General features: G+C 58.5%; 23 protein-coding genes and 1 tRNA gene. 19 read left to right on the forward strand and 5 right to left on the reverse strand.

Annotation, left to right across the window (positions count from 1 at the left end; translation table 11 throughout):
• Positions 1-9: 9 nt before the first annotated feature.
• The 6 genes from GH784_RS00210 to glpK all read left to right on the forward strand — a co-directional run bounded on the left by GH784_RS00210 (position 10) and on the right by glpK (position 6,538).
• Positions 10-1,080, forward strand: coding sequence for an ABC transporter ATP-binding protein (locus tag GH784_RS00210; protein WP_013761936.1), 1,071 nt, complete (start codon positions 10-12; stop codon positions 1,078-1,080).
• Between the two features lie 2 nt (positions 1,081-1,082).
• A complete protein-coding gene (locus tag GH784_RS00215) occupies positions 1,083-1,949 on the forward strand; it encodes a carbohydrate ABC transporter permease (protein ID WP_003511582.1) in 867 nt (288 codons plus the stop codon).
• 3 nt (positions 1,950-1,952) lie between these two features.
• Positions 1,953-2,876, forward strand: coding sequence for a carbohydrate ABC transporter permease (locus GH784_RS00220; protein WP_003511581.1), 924 nt, complete (start codon positions 1,953-1,955; stop codon positions 2,874-2,876).
• 1 nt (position 2,877) lies between these two features.
• Positions 2,878-3,171 carry a DUF2160 domain-containing protein gene (locus GH784_RS00225; RefSeq protein ID WP_013761935.1) on the forward strand — a complete coding sequence of 98 codons (294 nt, stop codon included), beginning with the start codon at positions 2,878-2,880 and terminating at the stop codon, positions 3,169-3,171.
• Between the two features lie 76 nt (positions 3,172-3,247).
• A complete protein-coding gene (locus tag GH784_RS00230; protein WP_003511579.1) occupies positions 3,248-4,969 on the forward strand; it encodes an ABC transporter substrate-binding protein in 1,722 nt (573 codons plus the stop codon).
• Between the two features lie 69 nt (positions 4,970-5,038).
• Positions 5,039-6,538: a glycerol kinase GlpK gene (gene glpK / locus GH784_RS00235; protein ID WP_127966098.1), complete on the forward strand. Its 1,500-nt coding sequence runs from the start codon at positions 5,039-5,041 to the stop codon at positions 6,536-6,538.
• A gap of 18 nt (positions 6,539-6,556) precedes the next feature.
• Here glpK and GH784_RS00240 read toward each other — a convergent pair whose 3' ends face one another.
• Complete coding sequence (locus tag GH784_RS00240; protein WP_003511576.1) at positions 6,557-7,417, reverse strand: LysR substrate-binding domain-containing protein; 861 nt, start codon at positions 7,415-7,417, stop codon at positions 6,557-6,559.
• A gap of 99 nt (positions 7,418-7,516) precedes the next feature.
• Here GH784_RS00240 and GH784_RS00245 point away from each other — a divergent pair, with 99 nt between their 5' ends.
• A complete protein-coding gene (locus GH784_RS00245) occupies positions 7,517-8,536 on the forward strand; it encodes a bile acid:sodium symporter family protein (protein ID WP_003511574.1) in 1,020 nt (339 codons plus the stop codon).
• 66 nt (positions 8,537-8,602) lie between these two features.
• On the opposite strand, the gene hspL is transcribed toward GH784_RS00245, so the two are convergent.
• Positions 8,603-9,085: a heat shock protein HspL gene (gene hspL / locus GH784_RS00250; RefSeq protein ID WP_003511572.1), complete on the reverse strand. Its 483-nt coding sequence runs from the start codon at positions 9,083-9,085 to the stop codon at positions 8,603-8,605.
• Positions 9,086-9,470: 385 nt separating this feature from the next.
• Between hspL and GH784_RS00255 the strand changes: the two genes are divergently transcribed.
• Entirely contained in the window at positions 9,471-10,412 is a 942-nt protein-coding gene (locus GH784_RS00255; protein ID WP_003511570.1) for an alpha/beta fold hydrolase, read from the forward strand.
• Between the two features lie 53 nt (positions 10,413-10,465).
• Here the strand turns inward: GH784_RS00255 and hisN are convergent, their stop codons facing one another.
• Together hisN and GH784_RS00265 are read right to left on the reverse strand one after the other, a co-directional pair.
• Positions 10,466-11,242 carry a histidinol-phosphatase gene (gene hisN, locus GH784_RS00260; RefSeq protein ID WP_003511569.1) on the reverse strand — a complete coding sequence of 259 codons (777 nt, stop codon included), beginning with the start codon at positions 11,240-11,242 and terminating at the stop codon, positions 10,466-10,468.
• Positions 11,243-11,562: 320 nt separating this feature from the next.
• The gene (locus GH784_RS00265; protein WP_003511568.1) at positions 11,563-12,447 is read right to left on the reverse strand and encodes an N-formylglutamate amidohydrolase; all 885 of its coding nucleotides are present in this window, start codon (positions 12,445-12,447) and stop codon (positions 11,563-11,565) included.
• Positions 12,448-12,628: 181 nt separating this feature from the next.
• Between GH784_RS00265 and cpdR the strand changes: the two genes are divergently transcribed.
• The 11 genes from cpdR (at position 12,629) to GH784_RS00320 (ending at position 26,003) form a co-directional block, all read left to right on the forward strand.
• Complete coding sequence (gene cpdR, locus GH784_RS00270; RefSeq protein WP_003497910.1) at positions 12,629-12,991, forward strand: cell cycle two-component system response regulator CpdR; 363 nt, start codon at positions 12,629-12,631, stop codon at positions 12,989-12,991.
• An 81-nt stretch (positions 12,992-13,072) separates the two neighbouring features.
• Positions 13,073-13,147: transfer RNA gene (locus GH784_RS00275), tRNA-Val, on the forward strand.
• A gap of 554 nt (positions 13,148-13,701) precedes the next feature.
• A complete protein-coding gene (locus GH784_RS00280) occupies positions 13,702-14,715 on the forward strand; it encodes a substrate-binding domain-containing protein (protein ID WP_003511565.1) in 1,014 nt (337 codons plus the stop codon).
• A 69-nt stretch (positions 14,716-14,784) separates the two neighbouring features.
• A complete protein-coding gene (locus GH784_RS00285) occupies positions 14,785-16,305 on the forward strand; it encodes a sugar ABC transporter ATP-binding protein (protein WP_065687975.1) in 1,521 nt (506 codons plus the stop codon).
• 12 nt (positions 16,306-16,317) lie between these two features.
• Positions 16,318-17,319: an ABC transporter permease gene (locus GH784_RS00290; protein ID WP_065687974.1), complete on the forward strand. Its 1,002-nt coding sequence runs from the start codon at positions 16,318-16,320 to the stop codon at positions 17,317-17,319.
• A 29-nt stretch (positions 17,320-17,348) separates the two neighbouring features.
• Positions 17,349-18,323 (forward strand): sugar-binding transcriptional regulator, encoded by a 975-nt coding sequence (locus GH784_RS00295; RefSeq protein WP_038494403.1) that lies wholly within the window; start codon positions 17,349-17,351, stop codon positions 18,321-18,323.
• On the forward strand, positions 18,320-19,318 hold the full coding sequence (locus GH784_RS00300; protein WP_065687973.1) for an aldo/keto reductase: 999 nt from the start codon (positions 18,320-18,322) through the stop codon (positions 19,316-19,318). The genes GH784_RS00295 and GH784_RS00300 overlap by 4 nt, the downstream gene beginning before the upstream one ends.
• A gap of 122 nt (positions 19,319-19,440) precedes the next feature.
• Entirely contained in the window at positions 19,441-21,165 is a 1,725-nt protein-coding gene (locus tag GH784_RS00305) for a glycerol-3-phosphate dehydrogenase/oxidase (RefSeq protein WP_065687972.1), read from the forward strand.
• 2 nt (positions 21,166-21,167) lie between these two features.
• Positions 21,168-22,010, forward strand: coding sequence for a class I fructose-bisphosphate aldolase (locus GH784_RS00310; RefSeq protein ID WP_003511545.1), 843 nt, complete (start codon positions 21,168-21,170; stop codon positions 22,008-22,010).
• The gene (locus GH784_RS00315; RefSeq protein WP_164876630.1) at positions 22,003-23,502 is read left to right on the forward strand and encodes an FGGY-family carbohydrate kinase; all 1,500 of its coding nucleotides are present in this window, start codon (positions 22,003-22,005) and stop codon (positions 23,500-23,502) included. Before GH784_RS00310 ends, GH784_RS00315 begins: the two co-directional genes overlap by 8 nt.
• Before the next feature lie 296 nt (positions 23,503-23,798).
• Positions 23,799-26,003, forward strand: a complete 2,205-nt coding sequence (locus GH784_RS00320) for a methyl-accepting chemotaxis protein (protein WP_076845417.1) — start codon at positions 23,799-23,801, stop codon at positions 26,001-26,003.
• Positions 26,004-26,019: 16 nt separating this feature from the next.
• Here the strand turns inward: GH784_RS00320 and GH784_RS00325 are convergent, their stop codons facing one another.
• Positions 26,020-26,988, reverse strand: a complete 969-nt coding sequence (locus GH784_RS00325) for a MarR family winged helix-turn-helix transcriptional regulator (RefSeq protein WP_173997542.1) — start codon at positions 26,986-26,988, stop codon at positions 26,020-26,022.
• Between the last annotated feature and the right edge of the window lie 3 nt (positions 26,989-26,991).

The following is a 26,991-nucleotide window of genomic DNA, read 5'->3' on the forward strand; positions in this document are numbered from 1 at the left end:
AGATCGATCATGGCACGCATCACGCTCGATCATATTCGCCACGCTTACAACGCCAAGGCGCAGGCGGCAGGTGATTATGCCCTGAAGGAAGTTCATCACGAATGGGAGGATGGCGGTGCCTATGCGCTGCTTGGCCCTTCCGGCTGCGGCAAGACCACGTTGCTTAACATCATTTCCGGCTTGCTGCGCCCCTCGGAAGGTCGCATCGCCTTTGACGGAACGGATGTCACCGATCTTTCCACCGAAGATCGCAACATCGCCCAGGTATTCCAGTTCCCGGTCGTTTACGACACGATGACAGTCTATGACAATCTGGCTTTTCCGCTGCGCAACCGGCAAGTGCCGGAAGCCGAAGTCGACCGCCGTGTGCGGGAAATTCTCGAGATGACCGATCTTTCCGGCATGGCCAAACGCCACGCGCGCGGACTTACGGCGGACCAGAAGCAGAAAATTTCGCTGGCGCGCGGGTTGGTGCGATCCGACGTCAATGCCATCCTCTTCGACGAGCCGCTGACGGTGATCGATCCGCATATGAAATGGGTGCTGCGCTCACAGTTGAAGCGCCTCCACCGCCAGTCCGGTTTCACCATGGTCTACGTCACGCACGACCAGACCGAAGCGCTGACTTTCGCCGACAAGGTGGTGGTCATGTATGACGGACAGATCGTCCAGATCGGCACACCCGCCGAGCTTTTCGAACGCCCGGGACATACGTTCGTCGGTTATTTCATCGGTTCGCCCGGCATGAATGTGATGCCTGCCAGCATTGATGGCGCAACGGCGGTTGTCGGCGGCCTTGGCGTTCCGCTTGCCGGCGTGCCGGTGGTGGATGGATCGAAGCGGATCGAAATCGGCATCCGCCCGGAATTCGTTCGGCTGGAGCGGGGTGGCATGCCCATCACCGTCGACAAGGTCGAGGATATCGGTCGGCAAAAAATCGTTCGCGCCCGGTTCGCCGGCCAAAAGCTTGCGATTGTCGTTCCGGAGGAGGAGGACATTCCGGCAGAAGCGGGTGTTCGCTTCGATCCGGCCGCTATCGGTGTCTTTGCCGATTCCTGGCGTGTGAAGATGGGGGCCTGACCATGGAAAAGACCTGGAACAACAAAGCGTGGTTCATGGTGCTGCCGGTTCTGGTGCTGGTCGCCTTTTCCGCCGTCATCCCGCTGATGACGGTCGTGAACTATTCGGTGCAGGATACCTTCGGCAACAACCAATTCTTCTGGGCGGGAACCCAATGGTTTCAGGAAATTCTTGGCTCCGACCGTTTCTGGAACGCGCTCGGACGCAATCTGGTATTTTCCGGCATCATATTGGCGATTGAAATTCCGCTCGGCATATTCATCGCGCTCAAGATGCCCAAATCCGGCATCGGCGTGCCGGTCTGCCTCGTCACCATGGCGCTGCCGCTTTTGGTGCCATGGAATGTGGTAGGCACAATCTGGCAGGTGTTCGGTCGCAGCGATATCGGGTTGCTGGGTTATTACGCCAATCAGCTTGGGCTTGATTACAACTATGTCAACGATCCCGTCGACGCATGGATCACCGTCGTCATCATGGATGTGTGGCACTGGACAAGCCTCGTCGTCCTCCTGTGCTACGCCAGCCTCGTCTCCATTCCGGATGCCTATTATCAGGCGGCAAGGATCGATGGCGCATCGCGTTTTGCGGTTTTCCGGTTCATTCAGTTGCCGAAGATGAAGCGGGTGCTGCTGATCGCATTCCTGCTGCGCTTCATGGACAGCTTCATGATCTATACCGAGCCTTTCGTCGTCACCGGCGGCGGCCCCGGAAATTCCACCACCTTCCTGTCCATCGATCTCGTCAAGGTAGCGCTCGGCCAGTTCGATCTGGGTCCCGCGGCGGCCATGTCGCTGATCTACTTCCTCATCATCCTGCTGTTGTCCTGGGTGTTCTACACCGTGATGACCAGCCACGACGCGGAGACTTGAGACATGAGCGCCTCTGATGTCACCACAAGCGTGGAACTCAACGGTATCGGCAATCCACCGGTAAGAGCCAGTTCGGCAAGAATATCAGGCCTTGCTGCGAATTCACGATCGCGCCGCCGCCATGGGCCATCGCGCTTTTCCTGGCTGGTGCCGACGATCTACATCATCCTGCTGCTCGTGCCGATCTACTGGCTTATCAATATGAGCTTCAAGACGAACACAGAAATCGTCTCGTCGATGACGCTTTATCCGCACCAGCCGACGTTGCAGAATTATCGGACGATCTTCACGGATTCATCCTGGTATTCGGGTTACATCAACTCGATCATCTACGTCGTCATGAACATGGTGATCTCGGTCTCGGCGGCACTCCCGGCGGCCTATGCCTTCTCCCGTTACCGCTTCCTGGGCGACAAGCACCTGTTCTTCTGGCTTTTGACCAACCGCATGGCGCCACCTGCCGTCTTCGCGCTGCCCTTCTTCCAGCTCTATTCCGCTTTCGGGCTGATCGACACGCATATTGCCGTGGCGCTGGCGCATTGCCTGTTCAACGTGCCGCTGGCGGTGTGGATTCTCGAAGGTTTCATGTCGGGTGTACCGAAGGAAATCGACGAGACCGCCTATATTGACGGCTATTCCTTCCCGAAATTCTTCGTGAAGATTTTCATGCCGCTCATTGCCTCCGGCATCGGTGTCGCCTGTTTCTTCAGCTTCATGTTCTCGTGGGTCGAGCTTCTGATCGCCCGCACGCTGACGACGACCGACGCCAAGCCGATTGCCGCGACCATGACGAGAACCGTTTCCGCCGCCGGCATGGACTGGGGCCTGCTTGCCGCCGCCGGCGTGCTGACACTCATACCCGGTGCGCTGGTGATCTGGTTTGTTCGCAATTACATCGCCAAGGGCTTTGCGCTGGGGAGGGTTTGACATGACGAAGATGCCCGATTTCACCTGGATGGCATGGACCTGGCAGACGGCCGCGTTTTTCGGTGCCATCGCCGTGTTGCTGGTTGGGATGTGGTTCTGGGAACAGCTCTCGCCCGGCGGCAACCCCCGCTTCGGCCTGCTGCGTTTCGAGACAACGCGTGGCGACAGGTTGTTCATTTCGCTGCTCGGCAGCGCTTTCATTCATCTTGCATGGCTCGGGCTGATCGGCCCGAACCTGTGGTGGGCTCTCGCTCTGTCGGCGGTTTACGCAATTGGCGTTTTCCGTTTCGTCTAGAGCAGGAAGAACGGTGCGGCGGAGGAAAACCGCACCCGGCAGACTTCGTGCAATCGCAACCCTTGGGAGGACTGATATGCGACGGCATCTGATGACGACGACGGCAGCCATGCTGCTGGCAATGACAGGTTCCGCTTTCGCCGGAATGGAGGAGGCAAAGCAATTTCTGGACAAGGAAATCGGCGATATGTCGTCGCTTTCGCGTGCAGATCAGGAAAAGGAACTGCAATGGTTTATCGATGCCGCCAAACCTTTTGCTGGCATGGACATCAAGGTCGTTTCCGAATCCCTGACAACACATGAATATGAATCGAAGGTCCTGGCACCGGCGTTTACCGCTATTACTGGCATCAAGGTCACGCACGACATCATCCAGGAAGGTGACGTCGTCGAAAAGATTCAGACCCAGATGCAGACCGGCCAGAACCTCTATGACGGCTGGGTGAATGACAGCGACCTCATCGGCACGCATTGGCGTTACCAGCAGGTGCGCAACCTCACGGATTTCATGGCAAATGAGGGCAAGGACGTCACCAATCCTGGCCTAGATCTCAAGGATTTCATCGGCAGCGCCTTTACGACGGCACCGGACAAGAAGCTCTACCAGCTTCCTGACCAGCAATTCGCGAACCTGTACTGGTTCCGCTACGACTGGTTCAACGACGACAAGAACAAGGCGGATTTCAAGGCCAAATACGGCTACGACCTTGGTGTGCCCGTAAACTGGTCGGCTTATGAGGATATTGCCGAATTCTTCACCGGCCGTGATGTCGGCGGCAAGAAGGTCTTCGGCCATATGGACTATGGCAAGAAGGACCCGTCGCTTGGCTGGCGCTTCACCGATGCCTGGCTTTCCATGGCCGGCAACGGCGACAAGGGCCTGCCAAACGGCCTGCCTGTCGATGAATGGGGCATCAAGGTCAACGACAAGTCGCAGCCGGTCGGCTCGTGCGTGGCACGCGGCGGCGATACTAACGGTCCGGCGTCGGTCTATTCCATCGAGAAATATCTCGAATGGCTGAAGAAATTTGCGCCGCCAGAAGCGCAGGGCATGACCTTCTCCGAATCCGGTCCGGTGCCGGCGCAGGGTAACATTGCCCAGCAGATCTTCTGGTACACGGCCTTCACTGCCGATATGGCCAAGCCCGGCCTGCCTGTCGTGAACGAGGACGGTTCGCCGAAATGGCGCGTCGCACCTTCCCCGCATGGCGTCTACTGGAAGGACGGCATGAAGCTCGGTTATCAGGACGTGGGTTCGTGGACGCTGATGAAATCCACCCCTGACGATCGCGCCAAGGCCGCATGGCTTTATGCGCAGTTCGTAACTTCCAAGACCGTGGATGTGAAGAAGAGCCATGTTGGTCTGACCTTCATTCGCGATACCACCATCCATCACAAGAGCTTCACGGACCGGGCCGCCAAGCTTGGTGGTCTGATCGAGTTCTATCGCTCGCCCGCTCGCGTGCAATGGTCGCCAACCGGCACCAACGTGCCTGACTATCCGAAGCTGGCGCAGCTCTGGTGGCAGGCAATTGGCGATGCATCTTCGGGTGCCAAAACCGCTCAAGCCGCAATGGACTCGCTCTGCGCCGAGCAGGAAAAAGTCATGGCCCGTATCGAGCGCGCCGGTGTGCAGGGCGATATCGGCCCAAAACTGGCGGAAGAACACGATATCGACTACTGGAACAAGGACGCCGTTTCGAAGGGCAATCTGGCACCGCAGCTGAAGATTGCCAACGAAAAGGAAAAGCCGGTCACCGTCAATTACGACGAGCTGGTCAAAAGCTGGCAGAAGTAATGTCTGCGTGAAATCTTAAACCGGGGCGGCTTTGCCGCCCCGTCATTGCGTTTGAAAGGGAGTGACATAATGGGCGGTTATATTCTGGCGATCGATCAGGGGACGACATCGACAAGGTCGATGGTCTTTGATCGCGACATGCGGGTCATCGGTGTCGGCCAGCGAGAATTTCCGCAGCATTTCCCGGCCTCTGGCTGGGTCGAACACGATGCCGAGGATATCTGGAAAAGCGTGCTTGAAACAATCCGGCTGGCGCTTGCCGATGCCGGTATCTCCGCTTCCGATATCGAGGCGATCGGCATCACCAACCAGCGCGAAACGACTGTGCTGTGGGACCGTAATACGGGCGAGGCCGTGCATCGGGCCGTTGTCTGGCAGGATCGCCGTGCTGCACCAATTTGCGAGGATCTGAAACGAAGGGGGCTGGAGCCGCTCTTTTCGAAAAAGACCGGTCTGCTGCTCGACCCCTACTTTTCCGGCACGAAGCTGAAATGGCTTCTCGACAGCGTCAGCGGCCTTCGCGAAAAAGCCGTGAAGGGCGAAATCTGCTTCGGCACGGTCGACAGTTTCCTGATCAATCGCCTCACCGGCGGTCGCCGCCATGTGACCGACGCTACCAATGCCTCGCGAACGCTGATCTACAATATCGAGGACAATGCCTGGGATGACGAATTGCTGTCCATCCTCGACATTCCCCGCGCCATGCTGCCGGAGGTGCTTGATTGCGCGGCCGATTTCGGCGTAACGGACAAGGCGCTTCTGGGTGCGGAAATTCCGATCCTCGGCGTCGCCGGTGATCAGCAGGCTGCCGTTATCGGTAACGCCTGCTTCGAACCCGGCATGATGAAATCGACCTATGGCACCGGCTGCTTTGCGCTTCTCAATACCGGCACCGACCGGGTCGCCTCGACAAACCGGTTGCTGACGACCATTGCCTATCGCCTCGATGGCGTGACGACCTATGCGCTCGAAGGCTCGATCTTCATTGCCGGCGCCGCCGTGCAATGGCTGCGTGACGAGCTCGGTTTCATATCGGTCGCGTCTGAAGTCAGCGCGCTTGCCGAAAAGGCTGATCCCAAGCAGCGGGTTTACCTCGTGCCGGCCTTCACCGGCCTTGGCGCGCCCTATTGGGATGCCGAAGCGCGGGGCGCGATTTTCGGCCTGACGCGTGGCACCGGCCCTGCGGAGTTCGCCCGCGCGGCACTCGAAAGCGTCGCCTATCAGACTTTCGATCTTCTGGATGCCATGCGCAACGACTGGGCGGGCGACAATGGCAAGACGGTGCTCCGGGTCGATGGCGGCATGGTTGCCTCGGATTGGACCATGCAGCGGCTGGCGGACATTCTCGCTGCACCGGTCGACCGGCCGGTATTCCTGGAAACCACCATTCTCGGTGCGGCATGGCTCGCAGCATCGCGCGCCGGCATCTGGCCGGACCGGGAGGCCTTTGCCGCCCATTGGAAACGGGATCGCCGTTTTCTGCCAGATATGGATGAGACGGAGCGTAAGAGCGCCATCGCGGGGTGGCGTGATAGTGTTGGCCGCTGCCTCTCGAAACGGGAAGATTGACTCGAGCAAGCGTCTTTTTTACGCAAAACTGCCCGGTGCGATGCTCTTGCTGGATACCAGATCGGAAAGGGCGCGCACCAGTTTTGTGTCCGCGCCCTTACTTGGCTGAAGCACGAATTCCACGTCTTCGAGCGCCGGCAGGACATCAGCCGCAATCTCCCTGAGGCCGGCTGGCGCCATGCTGCGCGGTTGCACGAGGATGCCCATGCCCGCCCTTGCGGCAGCGGTCAGTCCGCTAAGGCTGCCACAGGTGCAGACGATCCGCCACGCGAGACCTGCCCGATCCAGCGCTTCCTGTGCCGCCTTTCGAGTAATGCTTGGCGGCGGAAAGGCGATCAACGGCAGGGCGTCCGGTTGGCTCAGCATTCGCTCCGGGTCACGCGCGAGCCATACCAGAGGTTCGCGGTACAGGAAGTGGCCGAGCTTATCACCGAGTCGACGTTTCGCGAGCACGACGTCCAACTCGCCATTATCCTGCATCTGGTAAAGCACGCCGCTCAGCGACACCGTCAGCTCCAGATCGACCAAGGGATAGAGGCGGATGAATTCTTCCAGAATGGCGGTGAGCCGGCTAGCGACGAAATCCTCGGAAACGCCAAGCCTTAAGCGCCCGCGCAGGCGGTTTTCGCTGAATAGCGATGAAACTCTGCTGTCGATCTCCAGCATATTGCGGGCATAACCGAGCAGCGCCTCGCCTTCGCCCGTCAGCTTCACCTGATGGGTGCTGCGCGCAATCAACCGACGGCCAAGTGCCGCCTCAAGCCGCTGAATATGCTGGCTGACGGTGGATTGGCCGATGCCCAGCCGCTCGGCAGCCAGCGTGAAGCTGCCGGTTTGCTGAAGCATCACGAAGCTGGCAAGATGTTGAAGGTTCAGCATTTATCTCATATCGTGATAACTGTTAGTCTTTGCATCCGAATTCATGATGAGCGATAGTATGGGATATTTCAAGCAAAACCGATGTCGGAAAGACCTCCCATGACCCGCTTCCTGCCTGACCGTTTCACCATGATGCTGGTGGCCACCGTGATCCTGGCTTCCCTTTTGCCGATCAGCGGACAGCCGGCGGTGTATTTCGGGCTTGCCACGAAACTGGCAATCGCATTGCTGTTTTTTCTCCACGGCGCGCGGCTGTCGCGGGATGTGGTGATTGCGGGTATCTTGCACTGGCGCCTGCACATGGCGATCCTTCTCGTCACCTTCGGCCTTTTCCCGTTGCTGGGCGTGGCGATCGGTTTCATTCCCGAGAGCATTCTGCCGGCACCGCTTTATATGGGTGTGCTGTTTCTCTGCGTCCTGCCGTCGACGGTGCAATCGTCCATCGCCTTCACATCCATGGCAGGCGGAAACGTGCCTGCCGCGATCTGTTCAGCCTCCGCCTCGAATATTTTCGGCATGGTGCTGACACCGCTGCTGGTCGGGCTGCTGTTCACGGTCGGTGGCCATGGTGGTGGATTTTCGCTGGATGCGTTCCTGCAAATCTTCCTGCAACTGCTCTTGCCCTTCATCGCCGGCCAGGTGCTGCAGCCGTGGATCGGTGACTGGATCAGGGCACGCAAGAAATTGCTGTCGCCGGTCGATCGCGGTTCCATCCTGATGGTGGTCTATCTTGCCTTCTCCGAAGCAGTTATCGAAGGCATATGGCAGACGTTTTCCGTGCGCGATATCGGCGTTGTCATCGGCATCAATATCGTTCTTCTGGCGCTTGTTCTCTGCGTGACGATGTTCGGCAGCCGGGCGCTTGGTTTCGACAAGGCGGATGAAATCACCATCACCTTCTGCGGGTCGAAGAAGAGCCTTGCCAGCGGCGTGCCCATGGCAGGAGCGATCTTCGCCGGCCAGAGCATCGGCGCAATCGTATTGCCAATCATGCTCTTCCATCAGGTTCAGCTGATGGTCTGCGCAGTGCTGGCCCAGCGTTATGCCCGCAAGGCCCATGAAAAAGCAGCGATAACGGAAACTGTCGCTGCGGAAGGCGCGGCAGTATCCACCCGCTGAGGGCTGAATTTTAGGCAAACAAAAACGGCCCCTTAACGGGGCCGTTCGTTTGACATCCGGATCGGCTTAGTTGACCTGGGCCGGCGTGACCTGTGCTTCGATCGTCTTCGGCGCATCTGCGCTGTCGGAGGAGATCGCGATACGGCGCGGTTTCATGGCTTCCGGAATATTGCGGACGAGATCGATGTGAAGCAGGCCATTCTTCAGGGAAGCGGTCTGGACTTCGACATGATCAGCCATCTGGAAGCGGCGTTCGAAAGCGCGCGTTGCAATGCCGCGATACAGGAACTCGCCTTCAGACGACTTCTCATCTGCAGCCTTCTCGGCTTTCACCGTCAGCGTATTGGCACGGGATTCTATGCTTAGTTCCGTTTCATCGAAACCGGCAACCGCCATGGTTATACGATAGGCGTTTTCACCCGTCCGCTCGATGTTATAGGGCGGATAGGACTGGGCCTGTTCGGGCTGGCCGAGGCCGTCGAGCATCGAAAAAAGACGGTCGAAACCGACGGTGGAGCGATAGAGGGGGGAAAAATCGACGTGACGCATGGTGTCCTCCTTATGAAGCGACTGTTTGCGGTTGATCCGGCGTCCCGTTCTGGCGACGGCCGGACATATGGCGCGGCCCCGTTCTGGCGGCCGCATGAATGAGATGGGAATGGCTTGGCGCTCCGTCAAGGGGGCGCTTTAAAGCGGAAAGGGCGACAACAAGATGAACCATCGCTGAACATCCGGTTCCAGCAACGTTCAGTTTGAGAGCCATAAATATCCGTCATCGGAGACATGCTCCGTGGCAGAAGCAATAACGTCCCTTCTTCTTCTGTCCTATTCGCCGGAACCGCGACTGCTTTAACCGACGGTTCCGGCAATTTTTTCTTTGACCTTCCGCCGTCGCCGACCTATCCCGAAAAGGCAGAGAAGCCGGAAAAGACCGATGATCGAAGCCACATTGCGCGAGAGCGAAGACAACCCGGTTCCCGGCAACCATACCGTCGGTTATTTCACCGGCCACGGCGGCAAACAGCTTCGATACGCGATCTTCCGCGCCAGCCGACACATTGCGCGCGGAACTGTGGTTCTGCTGCATGGTCGCAACGAATGTATCGAGAAATATTTCGAGACCGTCAGCGATCTGACGGCCATGGGATTCTGGGTCGCGACCTTCGATACGCGCGGGCAGGGCGGTTCCGAACGGCTGCTGAAGAAGCCAGGCGCCGGGCATGTACGACGTTTTTCCGACTACAAGCGCGATATAAGTTTGTTTCTCGAACAGGTGGTGCTGCCGGATACCCGGCTGCCATTCTTCATGATCGCGCATTCAACCGGCGCACTTGCAGCACTGGCCGCAGCACCCGGCCTGTCGAACAGGATCGACCGTCTGGCGCTTTGTTCGCCCTTTATCGAGCTGGACAGCCAGCAATCCGTTCCTTCGTCCGTCATCCGGCTGGTCGCGACCGCTTTAAGCCTGTTGGGTCTTGGAAAGCTTCAGCTCGGCAGGGATCAGCGCGAACGGGATTTCGATGGCAACCCGCTGACCTCTGACGCCAGACGTTTTGCCAGAAATCTTGCGCTGCATCGGCAATTTCCGGAACTCTTCATCGGCGCACCGACAGCGCGATGGGTTTATGAAGCGCTGAAAACGATGGGTCGGGTGACCCGTCAGGACCATCTGACGGACATAACCATTCCTACCCTCATTCTTGCGCCGATGCTGGATACGATCACGCCCTATAAGGCGCAGGAGGAACTCTCGCGCAACTTCCGCGCGGCGCAGCTTCTTCCCATAACCGGCGCGCGCCATGAATTGCTGCATGAGCGCGACGTTTTCCGCAAACAGGCGCTGGCGGCCATCGACGCCTTTTTCGCGCCGGAATGACGCGGCGATGACGGGGATGGCGCGGTTTGCGCCATCCCCGTCAGTCGCACCATCTACAGTTTTGAAAGAATGGCGAGCGCCTGTTCGTGCACGGCTTTGGAACCGGCTGCCAGAATGCGGCCGCCATTTTCCGGACGACCCCCATCCCAGGTGGTGATGATGCCACCCGCCTGTTCAATCACCGGAATGAGCGCGCCGACATCATAGGGCTTCAGGCCCGATTCGATCACCAGATCGACATGGCCGGCGGCAAGCAGGCAATAGGCGTAACAATCCACGCCATAACGGAAAAGGCGAACCTGATCCTGCACCTTGTCGTAAAGGGGCTTTTCTTCCGCCGTGAAGATATGGGGTGTCGTGGTGAACAGTACAGCATCCGACAGCGAAGCGCATTCGCGCGTGCGGATCTTGCGCTCACCATCCGGCCCGAAATACCATGCGGCCTCGCCGTCGGCGAAATAACGCTCTTTCGTGAAGGGCTGGTCCATGATGCCCATCGAAGCGCGGCCGGCCGACTGGAAGCCGATCAGCGTGCCCCAGACCGGCACGCCGGAAATGAAGGCGCGTGTGCCGTCAATCGGATCGATAACCCAGATATGTTCGCGATCGAGACCGACATTGCCGTGTTCTTCACCAAGAATGCCGTGTTGCGGGAAACGTGCCTCGATGAGGGCGCGAATGGCGCTTTCTGCTGCCTGATCGCCTTCCGTCACCGGGTCATAGCCGCCGTCCTCCTTGTTGGTGACGGCAATGCCTGTGCGGAAGCGGGGAAGCGTTTCAGCGCTGGCGGCTTCGGCAAGTTTGAAGAAGAAATCCCGGTCGGGCAGCATGCGAAACCTCATTGCCTGAATTATTGGGCCTGAATTGTATGGCGAAATGCATAGACCGGAATTGCACCCGCCGTCCACACGTACGGATGCAGGCACGGCCGATTCCAAATTTTCAGCATAAGCCTAAAAAAAGTGCATAAAATAAAATGATTGACAATTGTGCATATAATGCGTAGCGTGACCCTGCAGTCTTTGACTGTAAATACCCTCCTTGGGTGTTTCCTCCCTAGACTTGACCGCGCCAAGGCGCGGTTTTTTTTGTCCGGCGCGTGGCCAGGCTGTCTGGAACAGAGGTCTGAAATATCCTGGAATTTGATGTGTTATTCGGCGGCGAGCGAGGTTTCGATCGCGTATTCCGAAACAAAAGCGCCGAGCTGGCGCATGAATATTTCAAGCGATGCCTGAATGGCGGGAAAATCTGCTTTCTTCGAAAGCGTTTTTTCATCGACGTACAGCGCCCGATTGACCTCGATCTGGAGCGCGTGAAGAGAGCGGATCGGTCGGCCGTAATGTTCCGTGATGAAGCCGCCGGCATAGGGCTTGTTGCAGACCGCAACGAAACCCAGTTCTTCAAGAAAATGCAGAGCGGCGCGGGAGACCTCCTGGGAAGCACTGGTGCCGTAGCGATCGCCTATAATGACATCCGGCCGCAGGTTCGAGCCGGCAACGCGGATATTGCCCGGCATCGAATGGCAATCGATCAGTACCGCCATGCCGAAATTGGCGTGGGTGCGTGACAGCAGCCGGCGCAGGCAGGCGTGGTAGGGTTTGTAAATCGTCTCGATCCGTGACAGCGCCTCGTCCACCGGCAGGCGGTGGGCATAGATGTCCATATTCTCGGCGACGATACGGGGTACCGTTCCCAGGCCGCCGGCAACCCGCATGGAGCCGATATTGGCGTAGGGAGGCAGAGTGCCTTCGAACATGCGCGGATCAAGCTCGTAGGGCTCGCGATTGACGTCGAGATACGCGCGGGGAAAATTGGCTTTCAGCAGCGGCGCACCGATGTCGGGCGCAGCGGCGAACAGCTCGTCAACGAAATGATCTTCCGAGCGCCGGATCTCGTGCGAATCAAGCCGTGCCGATTCCAGAAAGGAGATGGGGTAACAGCGACCGCTATGGGGTGAATTATAGACGAATGGCAGGGTTTGAACGGCAGGTTCCGTTACTTCGAACAGCTCGTATTCACCCGTTATCCAGTCCATTCAGTGCCATTTACCATGTCGTAAACTATCAGGATGTTCATGTTGCCAGTTACGGTGCGGCAAGTCCATACTATCGACCATGCAGCGCTATACCGATTCTTGTGTTCACATGATATTTACCGTGAAAATCCTATAATCGGGCTAGGGTATCTCAAACATTGAGCAGTTACGGTCACTTATGATGAATCAGAAAATTCTTCTCGCTGAAGATGATAACGATATGCGCCGCTTTCTCGTCAAGGCGCTGGAAAAAGCCGGTTACAAGGTTTCTTCCTTCGACAATGGCGCAAGCGCTTACGACCGGCTTCGCGAAGAGCCTTTCTCGCTGTTGCTGACAGATATCGTCATGCCCGAAATGGATGGCATCGAGTTGGCCCGGCGCGCGACTGAACTCGACCCCGACCTGAAAGTCATGTTCATCACCGGCTTTGCGGCCGTCGCGCTGAACGCCGATTCGAAGGCTCCAAAGGATGCCAAGGTGCTTTCCAAGCCGTTCCATCTTCGCGATCTGGTGGATGAGGTCAACAAACTCCTTGTGGCGTAAGGGGTCTCAAAAAACCTTCACAAAACCGAAAAAAAGCAGTTGACGCATGAACCGGTTTTGTGGTCTATCCGCCGCCACGGAGGGCGTGTAGCTCAGCGGGAGAGCACTACGTTGACATCGTAGGGGTCACAGGTTCAATCCCTGTCACGCCCACCATCCGAATTCTTAAATATCAAGGCCTTGCGAGAAATCGCAGGGCCTTTTTGCATAGTGGCCTCAGTGTCAATTGAACCTGTCCCCTATGGAGTACGCGTCAACGGTCCCATCACAGGAACCCGCTGCGACACCGTCATAAATACCACTCCAACTAGGGCAAAGAGGATCGGCAGGAGGACTTTGCGGCCTTCCATGCGGCATGGACATGGAAGAGGGCGTGATGAACCGAAGCCTTTACGCGCTACCCGCCATTTGGCGTCCTGAGTGCATCGCGCCTTGCCGTCCCTTGTTCTTAAGACATCCGACTGCCGCCAGCTGATTGGTATAGGCAAGCTGATTGACTGCCTATTCGATCCGCGGAGTTCGCTCGAGCGACGGGCTATCCTGTAGGCAGCCTCCAAACTATCCATGCGCTCCGCAATAAATTTCACTCAAAAAAATAAAATGCAAACCGGATTGACGCTTGCCCGGTTTCCCGATATCTCAAACGTCATGCAATAAATTACACGACTTAAAATTTATTGCGGATTGGTCATTGTCCTTGGGAGGGGAATATGTTGGCTTTTCTGAAATCGACCGTTGCCGCGGGTGTTTTAGCCGTGGCGATTTCCGCAGGCGCCGGCTCTCAGGCCGCTGCTGCGGGCAAATTCGCCTGTGAACCGGGCGAGACCTATGTGATGAACGTCATGGTTTCCAGCCACCCCTATTGGGTGCCGGTGTTTGAAGGTTTCAAGCAGGCCGCGAAGGCCTTGGGCTGCGAGGCCGTTTTCACCGGTACGCCCGAATACGACATCACCAAGCAGATCGCGTCCTTCGAGCAGGAACTGGTGAAGAAGCCGAAGGGTATATTGCTGCATCCGATGCAGGCCGATCCCTTTATCGAACCGATCAACAAGGCGATCGACTCCGGTGTTTCGGTGACGACTTTTGCGGCAGATTCGCCGAAGTCAAAACGCACCGCCTACATCACCTCGGACAATGTTGCCGAGGCGAAATTTGCGGCTGACGAGATCGTCAAGAAGCTGGGCAAGAAGGGCGAATATGCCGTTCTCGAAAATCCGGGCCAAAGCAACCATGATCTGCGCGTCACCGCACTCATCGATTACATGGGGCGCACTTATCCGGAAATGAAGCTCGTCGGCCGCCAGGCGACCAACCAGGATGCAAACGTCGCCTATCAGGCGGTGGGTGCCCTGTTGCAGGCCAACCCCAATCTAGGCGCATTGTGGATTCCTGAAGCCGGCTCGGCTGAAGGCGCAACGACCGCTGTTCTCGAGGCCAAGAAGAAGGTCCTGATCCTGCATGCGGATATTACCCCGGCGACGCTGGAGCACATCAAGCAGGGCAACATCTACATGTCCATCAATCCCAATCAGGGCGTTCAGGGCTTCATGGGTTTCATGAACACCTTTCTGGGTGCCCATTCGGATCTGATCGACCCCTTCAACGACTACAAGGTATCTGGCTTCAACCCGATGCAGGTTCCTTCAATGGACAATGGTTTCGCCGTGATTACCAAGGCGAACGCCGCTTCCTTTGATCTCAATGACTATATGAAGGGGCGCTGACGCGCCGCCCTGAAACCGGCGAGGTTTACGCCTCGCCGGCAAAGGGGAGCCACGTTCGGGAGGGGCGTTATGGGAGAGGTCATCCTCAACATGACGAATATTCACAAGGCGTTCGGGCCCGTGCGGGCGTTGCGCACTGCTGCCTTTGAGCTGCGGCGGGGAGAAATCCATGCGCTCGCGGGTGAAAACGGCGCCGGTAAATCGACGCTGATGCATATTATCGATGGCATTTTGCAGCCTGATGGCGGCGAAATCCTGCTGGACGGCAAATCGGTCAAGATTTCCTCGCCCAATGCGGCGAACCGGCTCGGTATCGGTTTCGTGCATCAGGAGATTGCGCTTTGCCCGGAAATTTCGGTTGCCGAAAACATGTTCATGTCGGAGACCGGCCAGAGTAAATCCTGGTTCATGAATTATCGCGATCTTGGCAAGCGGGCGGCAACCATCCTCAAAGAAATCGGCGATATCGATCCCACCAGCCGTGCCGGTGATCTGTCGATTTCGCAACAGCAGATCGTCGAGATTGCCAAGGCGCTGACGCTGGACTGCCGTATCCTGATCCTTGATGAACCGACGGCGGCTTTGACCGAAACCGAGGCCCAGACCCTTTTCCGGATCATGCACCGGCTGGCGGAACGCGGAATTGCGATCATCTATATCTCGCACCGGATGGCGGAGATTTTTGAGCATTGCGACCGCATCACGGTGATGCGCGACGGTTGCCACATCAGGACGGAGAATATCTCGGAGATTTCCCCGGAGGAAGTCGTCAACAGCATGGTGGGACGGGTGCTCGACAAGCTCTACCCACCGAAACTTGCGGAAGAAGAGAAATCGAATGACGTCATTCTCTCTGTTCGGGGACTGAACGAGGGAAAGCGCGTTTTCGATGTCGATTTCGATCTGCGCCGGGGCGAAATCCTCGGGCTCGCCGGCCTGATCGGCGCAGGTCGAAGCGAAATTGTCCGTGCGGTCTGCCGGCTGGAGGGAAAACCAAAAGGCGAGGTCACGTTGCGCGGCCGGCCGCTGAGGCTCAATGACTATCGCGACAGCATTCGGGAGGGGCTGGTCTATCTGTCGGAAGACCGCAAGGGCGATGGGCTGTTTCTCAACATGTCCATTGCCGCGAATGTCTCGGCGCTCGATGTCGGCAGGATATCGAACGGCATGGGCTTTATCGAACGGCGCAAGGAAATGAAGCGCGCCGACGAGTTGGGACGCCGGCTGAAATTGCGGGCAAACAGCGTCGGCGACGCTGTCTCTACCTTGAGCGGCGGCAACCAGCAGAAGGTGGCACTGGCAAAGATGCTGTCGGTGGAGCCACAGGTCGTCTTTCTCGACGAGCCGACACGCGGGGTGGATGTGGGCGCAAAGGCCGAAATCCACCGCCAGATCCGGGAATTGGCACGCGAGGGTGTGGGCGTGATCGTCATATCCTCTGAATTGCCGGAACTCATCGGTGTCAGCGACCGCGTGCTGGTCGTGCGCGAGGGGCGCATTGCCGGCGAGGTTGAGGGTGAGAACATGACGGAAGAAAAGATCATGCAGCTTGCATCGATCAATATTGCAGAGAGCACGGCAGGGGCCTGAGGGAGCGGGAAAATGGCAACATCGGAAACACCTTCGGGCATTGCAGAAGTGGCGGTTCGCCGCACAGGCTGGTGGGAACCGGCGCTCAAGGCACGGGAGACCGGACTTATCGTCATCATCCTCGCCCTTTTCGCGGTGATGTCTTTCATATCCCCGTATTTCCTGACGGTCGACAATCTGCGGGCCATGGCGATGGTTTTCGCCATCGAAAGCATCGTCGTGGTCGGCATGACGATCCTGTTAATCTCGGGCGGCATTGATCTATCCGTCGGTTCCGTCACGGCGCTTGCGATGGTTGCGGCTGGCTGGCTATTCCTCAACGGTGTCGATCCCTGGGTCGCGGCCGGGCTGGCAATCTGCCTCACCACATTGGTCGGCATGGCCATGGGATTTCTGACAACGGTCATCGGCCTGCATCACTTCATCGTATCGCTCGGCGTCATGGTGATTGCGCGCGGCGTCTGCCTGCTCGCAACGGGCGGCCGGCCGCTTGGTCTCTACTCGCTGCCGCCGGAATTCAAATTCATCGGCCAGGGCGCGCTTAGCGGCATTCCGCTGGTGCTGATCATATTCGCGATGGTGGTCGTCTGCTTCGATCTCTTGCTGCGGCGCACGACGGCATTCCGTAAGGTGTTCTATACCGGCAGCAATCCGAAAGCGGCGGCTTATTCCGGCATCCGCGTCGGCCGGGTGGTGTTTGCCACCACCACACTTTGTTCGATGCTGTGCGGTGTCGCAGGCGTGATCTACATGGCCCGCTTCGGGTCAGCACAGCCGAGCTTCGGAGTCGGCATGGAACTTAACGTGATTGCAGCCGCGGTCATCGGTGGCGCCAGCCTTTCGGGCGGCTCGGGCACCATTCTCGGCGCAATCCTCGGGGCGATCCTTCTGTCGGTCGTTTCCAGTTCGCTTGCCTTGCTCAATGTGTCTGTCTACTGGCAGGACATCATCAGGGGAAGCATATTGCTGACGGCGGTCCTGTTCGACCACTATCTTGTCAAGCGTCGCCGCTGAGCGCCTGTGGTAATTGGAGATATACGATCATGCTGGATACCAAGGACGATTTCGATCAACAGAGGCAGATGTACTCCGTCCTGGTGCTGCATTTCATCGAGGGCGTGAAGCAGTCGGAAATTGCCGAGCGGCTCAATCTTTCCCACACCAAGGTGAACCGCATGATAGCGGCGGGCCGCAAGGCAGGCATGGTAAAGATCACTATCGCCAGTCCCTATCAGAGGCTGGTGGACCTCGAAAACGAGATCACACGCCGCTTCGGCCTCAGACAGTCGGTGGTGACACCGACGGTGTCCGACAATCCGGAAACCGCGCTGCAGATGGTCGGACGCGTGGCCGCCAACCACTTGCTGGAGACGATCCGCGACGGCGACGTGATTGCGATTACCGGCGGCAAGGCGGTGAGTGCCGTCGTCGATAATCTGGAGGCCGAGCGCCGTTTCGATGTGCGGGTAGTGCCGCTGACCGGCGGTGTCCAGGGCAAGCACTATACGGATGTCAATCATCTGGCCACGCAACTGGCGGAGAAGCTCGGCGGCAGCGCGTCGCTCATTCATGCGCCGCTATTTGCCGAGGATGAAGAACAGCGTGATCTCCTGATGAATGTCGCTTCGATCCGCGAAGTGTTCGACTTAGCGCGACAGGCGCAGGTGGCACTGGTTGGCATCGGTTCCGTGGAGGCGCCCGGTTCCGGTTATTACGATCTGCTGCCGGATGCGGCCCGTGGCGGGCAGGCGCTGGTGGATGCGGGCATTGCCGGGGAATTCCTTGCCCATCTCACCATGGCGGATGGGCAGCTGGCGCGGATCGATCTCAACTCGCGCGTGGTGGCGCTGGACCCTGGGCAGCTTGCCCGGTGCCCGAACATCATCGGCGTGGCGGCCGGGGCCATCAAGGCCGGACCGGTGGCAGCCACGCTTGCCGGCCGCTATCTGACCTCGCTCGTCGTGGACGAGGCGATCGCCGGCTATTTACTGGATCAGGAAGAGGGGGAAACTTCGTGACGGACAATTCAATATTGACCCGGACGATTGGCGGCAGCGGTATCAGCGCATCAGCCGTGGGGCTGGGCACCTGGGCCATCGGCGGCTGGATGTGGGGCGGCACCGACGAGCGGCAATCCATCGCCGCTATCCATGCCTCCATTGACGCCGGCATTTCCCTGATAGATACCGCGCCAGCCTATGGCATGGGGCTTGCGGAAACCATCGTCGGCAAGGCGATTGCCGGCCGGCGCGACAAGGTGGTGTTGGTCACCAAATGCGGGCTGGTCTGGCATGTGAACGAGGGCGCCTATTTCTTCCACCAGGATGGCAAGCCCGTTCACCGTTATCTCGGCGCCGCTTCGATCCGGCATGAGGTCGAAGAGAGCCTGAAGCGGCTCGGAACCGACTATATCGACCACTATGTCACCCACTGGCAGGATGCGACGACGCCGATTGCCGAGACGGTGGAAACGCTTGTGCGCCTGAAGGACGAAGGCAAGATCCGTTCGATCGGCGCGAGCAACGTCTCGCCGGAGGATTTGGTAGCCTATATCGCCACCGGCGCGCTGGATGCCATCCAGGAAGAATATTCAATGGTGCGGCGGGACATCGAGACGACACTTCTGCCGCTTTGCCGCACGAGTGCTGTTTCGGTCCTGAGCTACTCGTCGCTGGCGCTCGGTCTCCTCTCGGGCAAGGTTGGACCCGAACGGGTTTTTGCAGGGGATGATCAGCGCAAGGGCAATCCGCGTTTCAGCCAGGCAAACCGCGAGAAGATCGCGCGGCTGACGCGGGGTCTGGAGCCGGTGGCCGAAGCGCATGGGGCGTCGATTGCGCAGGTCGTGATTGCCTGGACGATTGCCCAGCCCGGCATAACATTCTCGCTGTGCGGCGCGCGCGATCCGGCTCAGGCGGTTGAAAACGCTGCTGCGGCCCGCCTGCGCCTCGCGGAAAATGAACTGGCTCTCATCAGCGCCGGCGTTGCCGAGCATCTCGTGGGGCTCGATGCGTAAATCATGTAGCTGAGACGGGGCTTCAGGCGAATAGCGCATAATTTTCGCCACCCCTCACTCTCGTCGCTTTAAACGTTTAACAACATTGGGACGCTGGTTGTTAGCCAGCGAACGGTATTCCTATGCCCAGTTTTCGCGAGGACGCTCTACGCCGCATCCGGCAAGACGGTGATTTCGACGCCGTCGTCATCGGTGGCGGTATCAATGGTATCGCCGCCTATCGCGATCTCGCTTTACAGGGACTGCGGGTGCTTCTGGTAGAGCGCAACGACTTCTCGTCCGGTTGCAGTGCCGCACCCTCGCGCATGATCCACGGTGGCCTGCGATATCTCGAAAACGGTGAATTCGGCCTTGTGGCGGAATCGCTGCGGGAGCGTGATGCGCTTCTGACGCTGGCACCGCATATGGTTCATCCGCTGCCGACGACGATCCCGATATTCTCAACCTTCAGCGGCTTGTTCAACGCGGCTGCGACCTTTGTGAGTTCCGGCGGAAAACCCGCCAGCCGGGGGGCACTGGCCATCAAGGCGGGCCTCATGCTCTATGATTTCGTCACCCGCAAAAATCGCATCCTTCCCCGACACACCTTCCGCAACGCACGCAAGACGTTGCAACGCTGGCCGGGCCTGACGCCAGGCATCAGATATTCGGCCACCTATTACGATGCGTGGATCAGCCAGCCCGAACGGCTTGCGCTGGAGCTTCTGATCGACACCCGGGCCGATGCGCCGCAAAGCATTGCGCTGAACTATGCCGAGTTTGTCCGTGCTGGCGGTGATTATGGTCTTAAGGTGGAGGGCACGGACGAAACCTTGCCCGTCCGGCCACGCATCATCGTCAATGCGACGGGCGCCTGGATCGATGAGACGATTGGAGCGCTAACGACCACACAGGTTGCGGGGAGGGCGAAACCGACCGTTTCCGGCACCAAGGGATCGCATCTGATCCTCGCCAACGAGGCGCTCTTTAAGGCCTTGAACGGCCATATGATTTTTTTCGAGAATGCCGACAACCGTGTCTGTATCCTCTTTCCCTATCTTGGCCGGGTTCTCGCTGGTTCGACAGATATCAAGGTTGATCGTCCCGAACGGGTGCGATGCGAACCGGAAGAGCGTGATTATATTCTCGATGCGGTCCGTCAGGTCTTTCCGCATATTTCCATCGACCATTCCGACATCGTCTACAGTTTCAGCGGCATCCGCCCGCTGCCGCGCAGCGACGCGGCCTTTACCGGAAGAATATCCCGCAGCCATTTCATCCACCGCGTGGAGGGCGATCCGCCGCAGCTCTGCATGATCGGCGGCAAGTGGACGACGTTCAGAGCCTTTGGCGAACAGGTGACCGACGAGGCTCTGGCCTTTCTCGGACGCAAGCGGCTGACTGGCACAATGAACCGCCCGATCGGCGGCGGCAGGAACTTCCCCAGCGGTGCCGGGCGCCTGCCGGCCCTGCTGTCGGAGGAATTTTCGATCGACCGGGACCGGGCCGAGTATCTGGCATCGGCCTATGGTTCACGTGCCTTCGAGTTGATGGGTTTTTGTCGGGGCCGTCCGGATGACAGTCCGCTTTGCGAGAAACCGCCGATCACGGCGGCAGAGGTGGTCTGGCTGATCCGCTGCGAACATGTCCGCCATCTGACGGATCTCATCCTGCGCCGCACGACGCTTGCCATTACCGGCGTCATCGATGCCGATCTGATCGATGCGATCCTTGGCGTCGCAGCGCGCGAGCTGGGATGGGCGCCACAGCAGGCGGCGGACGAACGGCAGCGGCTCGTTGATGAACTGGAGACCTTTTACGGGGTCACGACGGCAATGCTTAAACACAGATGCAAGGAGAATGCATGATGATGCGGATTTCGAAAAAGGCGCGCATGAACCGGCTGTTCCGCAATGGTGGATGCTTGGACGTTGCCATTGACCACGGCGTTTGCAACGAGCCGAGCTTCCTCGTCGGGCTGGAGGATATGGCTCAAACTGTCGACAGGCTGGTGGAAGCAGCTCCCGATGCCATCCAGATGACCTACGGACAAGCGGACCTGCTGCAGCAAAGGCCGCAGCGCGACAAGCCGGCGCTCGTCATGCGCATCGACATGGGCAACCCCTATAATTCAACGCGCCACAGAACCATGTGGTCGCAGCTCCAGAACTATCACGATCCGATCATCGGCGCGCTGGAGATGGACGCCGCCTGCGTCGTCGTGAACCTGTTCATGTTGCCGGACGAGCCGGAACTGTTTCGCCAATGCGTCGAGAATATCAGCCGCGTGCGCGCCGATTGCCATCGTTACGGCATGCCGCTGATGATCGAACCGCTGGTGATGTTGCCCAATGATGTGCGCGGCGGTTACCAGGTGGATGGCGATGCTGAAAAGATCGTCACCCTGGTGCGTCTTGCCTCGGAAATGGGAGCCGATATCATCAAGGCCGATCCCACCAGCAATCCGCTGGATTTTCACAAGGTCATCGAGGCAGCGCGGTGCCCGGTTCTGGTGCGGGGCGGGGGGCGTGAGGACTTGCGCAACGTGCTGGCGAAATCAGCGGCACTGGTGGCCGAAGGTGCGAACGGGATGGTCTATGGACGCAATATCTACCAGCATGACAACCCCAAGGCCGTCGTTGCGGCCTTGATGGCTATCATCCATCAGGGTGCGGGCAGCGAAGAAGCATGGGACATCTATAATCGTGGCTGATAAAAATCATATATTGGGTCTGGATGTCGGCAACACGGTTATCAAGGCGGTGCTGTTCGACACGGCCGGCCGGCAGGTCGCGCAACACGCCATCGACGGCCATTCGACATTTCCGCAGCCCGGTTACGTCGAGCGCGATCTGGAGGAGTTGTGGCGCAACGGATGCGAGGCGATCCGCCAGCTTCTGGCAAAATCGTCCGTCGATCCCCGGAGCATCCTTGCCGTCGGTTGCGCCGGCCACGGCAACGGTCTCTACCTGCTGGACAAGGATCAGCAGCCCCTGATCGGTATCCAGTCGCTTGACAGCCGAGCCGCCGATGTGGCGGTAGAGCTTGACCGGAAAAGCGGCGCGCAACTACAGAACCGTTGTCTGCAACGGCCTTGGCCCGCGCAAACGCCCAGCCTGCTGGCCTGGGTGAAAAGGCATGCGCCCGATACATATGCCCAGATCGGAACGGTGCTGTTCTGCAAGGATTTCCTGAACTTCCGCCTGACCGGTTGTCTTGCCAATGATATTTCCGATCTCAGTGGTGCGGGGTTGCTTGCCTTCCCCGGAGCGAAGCTCGACCGGGAACTCCTGTCGCTCTACGGGCTTGAGGATGCCGTCGCCTTTTTTCCGCGCCTCGTAGAATCGGCGGATATCGTCGGCCATGTGACAGCTGAGGCTTCGGCTCTGACGGGGCTTTCCGAGGGCACACCCGTTATCGGCGGTTTTTTCGATGTCGTCTCCAGCGCCATGGGGTCGGGCGTCATCAACGCCGGGGAGGCTTCTATCATCGCCGGCACCTGGAGCATTAATCAGGTTTTCGCGGATAAACCGGTCATCAGCCCCGATGTCTTCATGGTCACGACCTTTGGACGTGGCCGCTATGTCAATATCGAGTCCAGCGCCACCTCTGCGGCCAATCTTGAATGGTACGTGCACCGTGTTCGCGGTGACCATGGTGACCATGCCTTCGAGCGCTGCAACGATCTGGTCGGTTCCGTTTCGCAACGCGCCGACGATCCGTTCTTCCACCCGTTCATCTTCGGCTCGCGACTGGGCGCGGAACTTCGGGGCGGGTTTTATGGTCTGGCGGGATGGCATGGCGAAGGCCACATGCTGAGAGCCCTGTTCGAGGGTGTGTGTTTCGAACACCGCCGCCATATCGGCGTTCTCAGGGAAGCGGGGCTGCCGATCGACAGTGCCGTCATGTCCGGCGGCGGTTCCCGCAGCCAGCATTGGCCGCAGATCATGGCGGACGTTCTTGAAATCCCGCTGCGTGTCGCGGAGGCCCGCGAGACCGGCGCGCTTGGTGCGGCCATCGGCGCGGCCGTGGCGGTCGGTCTCTATACCGGCTATGAAGCGGCGGTCGCAGCGATGACCCGCGTGGCCAGTGCCTACCGGCCGGATGCGGGGCAACTCCCGCATTATCGGCGGCGCTACGGCCTCTACACACAATTGACCGACCAGTTGCGCGGCTTCTGGAGTGATCTGCGTTTGCAGGACTAAAGGCTCCCGGTTTTCCTGATCAGCGGCACGCAATGATGCGTGCCGCTGAGCTTGCTCGTAGCTTGCAATATATGCTGGCGTTTCGGAAGGTTCGGATATCGCGTAATATTTTGTATGTACTGTAATATTACGGTTTTATAATTTATTTCTGTTTTCTTAATTGCGCTAAAAATATGAATTAAAGTAATTTTTAAGCATAGTTTTCTAATATTATCCTCCGGTCTGGTTGTTGACATTTTGGGCTTGCGCGCAGTGACCTCAGCCGTCGCGGCCGGGATTTTTTGTGAGGATGAGACATGCTGTTTAAATCGACAACGGGCCGTAATATCTTCGCAGTCGCCGCGTGCGGCGTCGTTGCAACGATCGCGGCTTCGGCCGTGCTGTTTTATCGGTCCTTTGAGGATACGAGGGCCAACAGTATGGAGCGTATGCAGCAGATCGCGCAAGCCGAAGCCCTGACGACCGAGAAAAATATCGGCGGCATGATTCACATCGTCAATAGCCTCGGCTCGGTTCTGGAATCGATGAAGCAGTCGGGCGATGCCGATCGGAGCAAGGCCGATCAGCTTATCCGGCACATGCTGGCGAACAATCCCGATTTGCTTGGTCTCTGGACCGGATGGGAGCCCAATGCCTTCGATGGCAAGGATGCGGACTTCGTCAACAAGGAGGGATATGATGCGACTGGTCGTTATGTACCCTATTGGGTGCGGAGCGGAGGCAAAATAAGCAACACCGCATTGACGGATTATACCACCGCGGGTCCAGGCGATTATTATCAGTTGCCCTTCACATTGAAGAAAACAGTCGTCATCGAACCCTATTCTTACGCAATCGATGGCAAGGAGGTTCTGATTACCTCGGTCGCCAAACCTGTCATCGTCGACGGTAAAACTCTGGGCGTCGCTGGCCTCGATCTGTCGCTGGAGGAAACGAACAAGGCGTTGTCAGCCGTCCGGCCGATGGGAACGGGCTTCATGAGCCTTGTGAGTGGCGGCGGCAAGATCATCAGCCATCCCGATGCGACGATAATGGGTAAGAACCTCGCAGATGGCGGCGCACAAACTGCAGGCTGGGATAAACTGATCGCCAATCCCGGAAAAGAGCTGGAAATGACGGCACAGGACGGCACGGTTTCCCTTGCCGTCGCCTTGCCGGTCATGCTCACCGGCGACATGAAATGGTACGCAATCGTCTCGGTTCCGGAAGACACGGTCTTTGCGCAGCTGCATGCAATGATGCGTGACGCCGTCCTGACGATCGTAACGGCGGCGGTGCTGCTGGCGATGGCCGGCTGGTTTATTGCACGGCGGTTCATCAACCGCATCACGAATGTCATCGATGAGACCGCCCAGATCGCTCGGGGAAATCTCCAGCTGACATTGAAGGATATCGAGACCAGGGACGAGATCGGCGATCTTGCCCGCTCGCTTGACGTTTTGCGCGAAAACAATCGTGAAAAAGCCTTGCTGGAGCAGGAAGCGGAAGCCAACCGAACTCTTGGCGAACAGGAGCGGGTGGCCCGCGAACACAAGGCGGCCGATGAGGCGAGCGGCATCCGTTTCGCGGTTGACAGTCTGGCTCAGGCGTTGGCCAGGCTCGCAGATGGCGACGTGTCCTGTCGTATCAACGATCCCTTTGTCGAGCGGTTCGATGCCGTGCGCAACGATTTTAACGGTTCTGCCGGGAAGTTGCAGAACGCGCTTCTGCGGGTATCGGATAATGCCGCCGGTATTGATGCCGGCGCTAATGAAATCAAGGCAGCCTCCGATGATCTGGCAAGGCGGACGGAGCAGCAGGCTGCTGCCGTGGAGGAAACCGCCGCAGCTCTTGAAGAGATTACAATAACCGTGAAAGACGCCGCGAACCGTGCGCACGAGGCGGGCCGTCTGGTTTCCCGCACGCGCATCGGTGCGGAACGATCGGGCGAAGTCGTGCGTCAGGCCGTAATCGCGATGGAGCGGATCGAAAAATCCTCGAACGAGATTTCCAGTATCATCGGTGTGATCGACGAGATTGCCTTCCAGACCAACTTGCTTGCGCTCAATGCCGGCGTGGAAGCGGCGCGAGCCGGCGAGGCGGGCAAGGGTTTTGCCGTGGTGGCGCAGGAGGTGCGCGAACTTGCACAGCGTTCTGCCGGCGCGGCGAAGGAAATAAAGTCGCTGATCACAAAATCGAACCAGCAGGTCGAAGAGGGCGTGCATCTTGTCGGCGACACCGGCAAGGCACTCGACGCGATTGTCGCCGAAGTGCAGGAGATCAACCAGCACGTCGCCGCGATCGTCGAATCCGCGCAAGAGCAGTCGTCCGGCCTTCAGCAGATCAATACCGCCGTGAATCAGATGGATCAGGACACGCAGAAAAATGCCGCGATGGTGGAAGAAATGACCGCCGCAAGCCACAATCTTGCAGGCGAGGTCGATGCGCTGAACCGGTTGCTCGGCCAGTTCGAGCTGGGTTCAGGCGCACTTGCTCATCGGGGGGCTCTCAAGGCGGCTTGATCGGCCGCCACGGGGTTTAGTTCGCTTCACGTTCAGCGTCGCCAACCATAGGAAGCGGCCTGACGAAGCGCTGTTCCAGAACCTCGCTTCCCCACTGGCTGCCGGGACGTTCCTCTACACAGGTAAAACCCTGGGCCTCGTAAAGATGCCGTGCCGCCAAAAGTCCGTTGAAAGTCCACAGATGGGTTTCGGCGAATACTTTTTCGTCCGTGAACGCAAGGGCGGTTGCCAACAGCCTTCGCCCGACGCCGCCGCCACGCACGCCATCATCGACGATGAACCAGCGTAGATGCGCGGTTCCCGGTCCCAGATCTTCACCGTCGATTGCAACGGAGCCGATGACATCGTCTCCACGCATTGCGACCCAGATCGCATTTTGCGGGCTTTCGAGCCGGTTGCAAAAGGAGGCGAGACCTTCGGCAACAACGGATTCGAAGCGCTGGCCGAAGCCTGATGTCCGGGCATAATAAAGCGCATGCATTTGCGTGATACGGGCAATAAGGCCGGGCCTGTAGCCCCTGACGATTTCGATCGGGGGAGCCGCGGCGTAGGCCCGGTCTCCCAGCGCGTCGGCATAAAGGCGAAGCCCGTCAAGGATTTTTTGGCCATCCGCAGGCGCGAGCCGCGACAGTGCGTTTGATACCTGTCGGTTGGCAAAGGTGTGGATGGCTTCGACCCGCTTCTGTCCTCGCCCGGCGAGGCGCAACCGCTTGATACGACTATCCTCTTCGTCCGTTTCTTCCAGAACATCGCCCGAAAGAACCAGTTTGCGAAGCATGCGGCTGATGCTCGACTTTTCAAGCCGAAGCATCTTTCCCAGATCGCGTGCGGTAATGCGTGGGCATGCCTCGATCTCGATCAGGGCGTGCACGGCGGAGGGCGGCAGATCGGTGCCGGCAAAGTCTCCACCCATGAAGCCGAGTTCGCGCACGAGCCGACGCGAGGTGGAGCGGATATCGTTTATGGGAAAGGGTCTTTCGGACATGCC

Origin of the sequence: Agrobacterium tumefaciens, assembly GCF_009649785.1 — a bacterium.
In the GTDB taxonomy this organism is placed as follows: domain Bacteria; phylum Pseudomonadota; class Alphaproteobacteria; order Rhizobiales; family Rhizobiaceae; genus Agrobacterium; species Agrobacterium tumefaciens.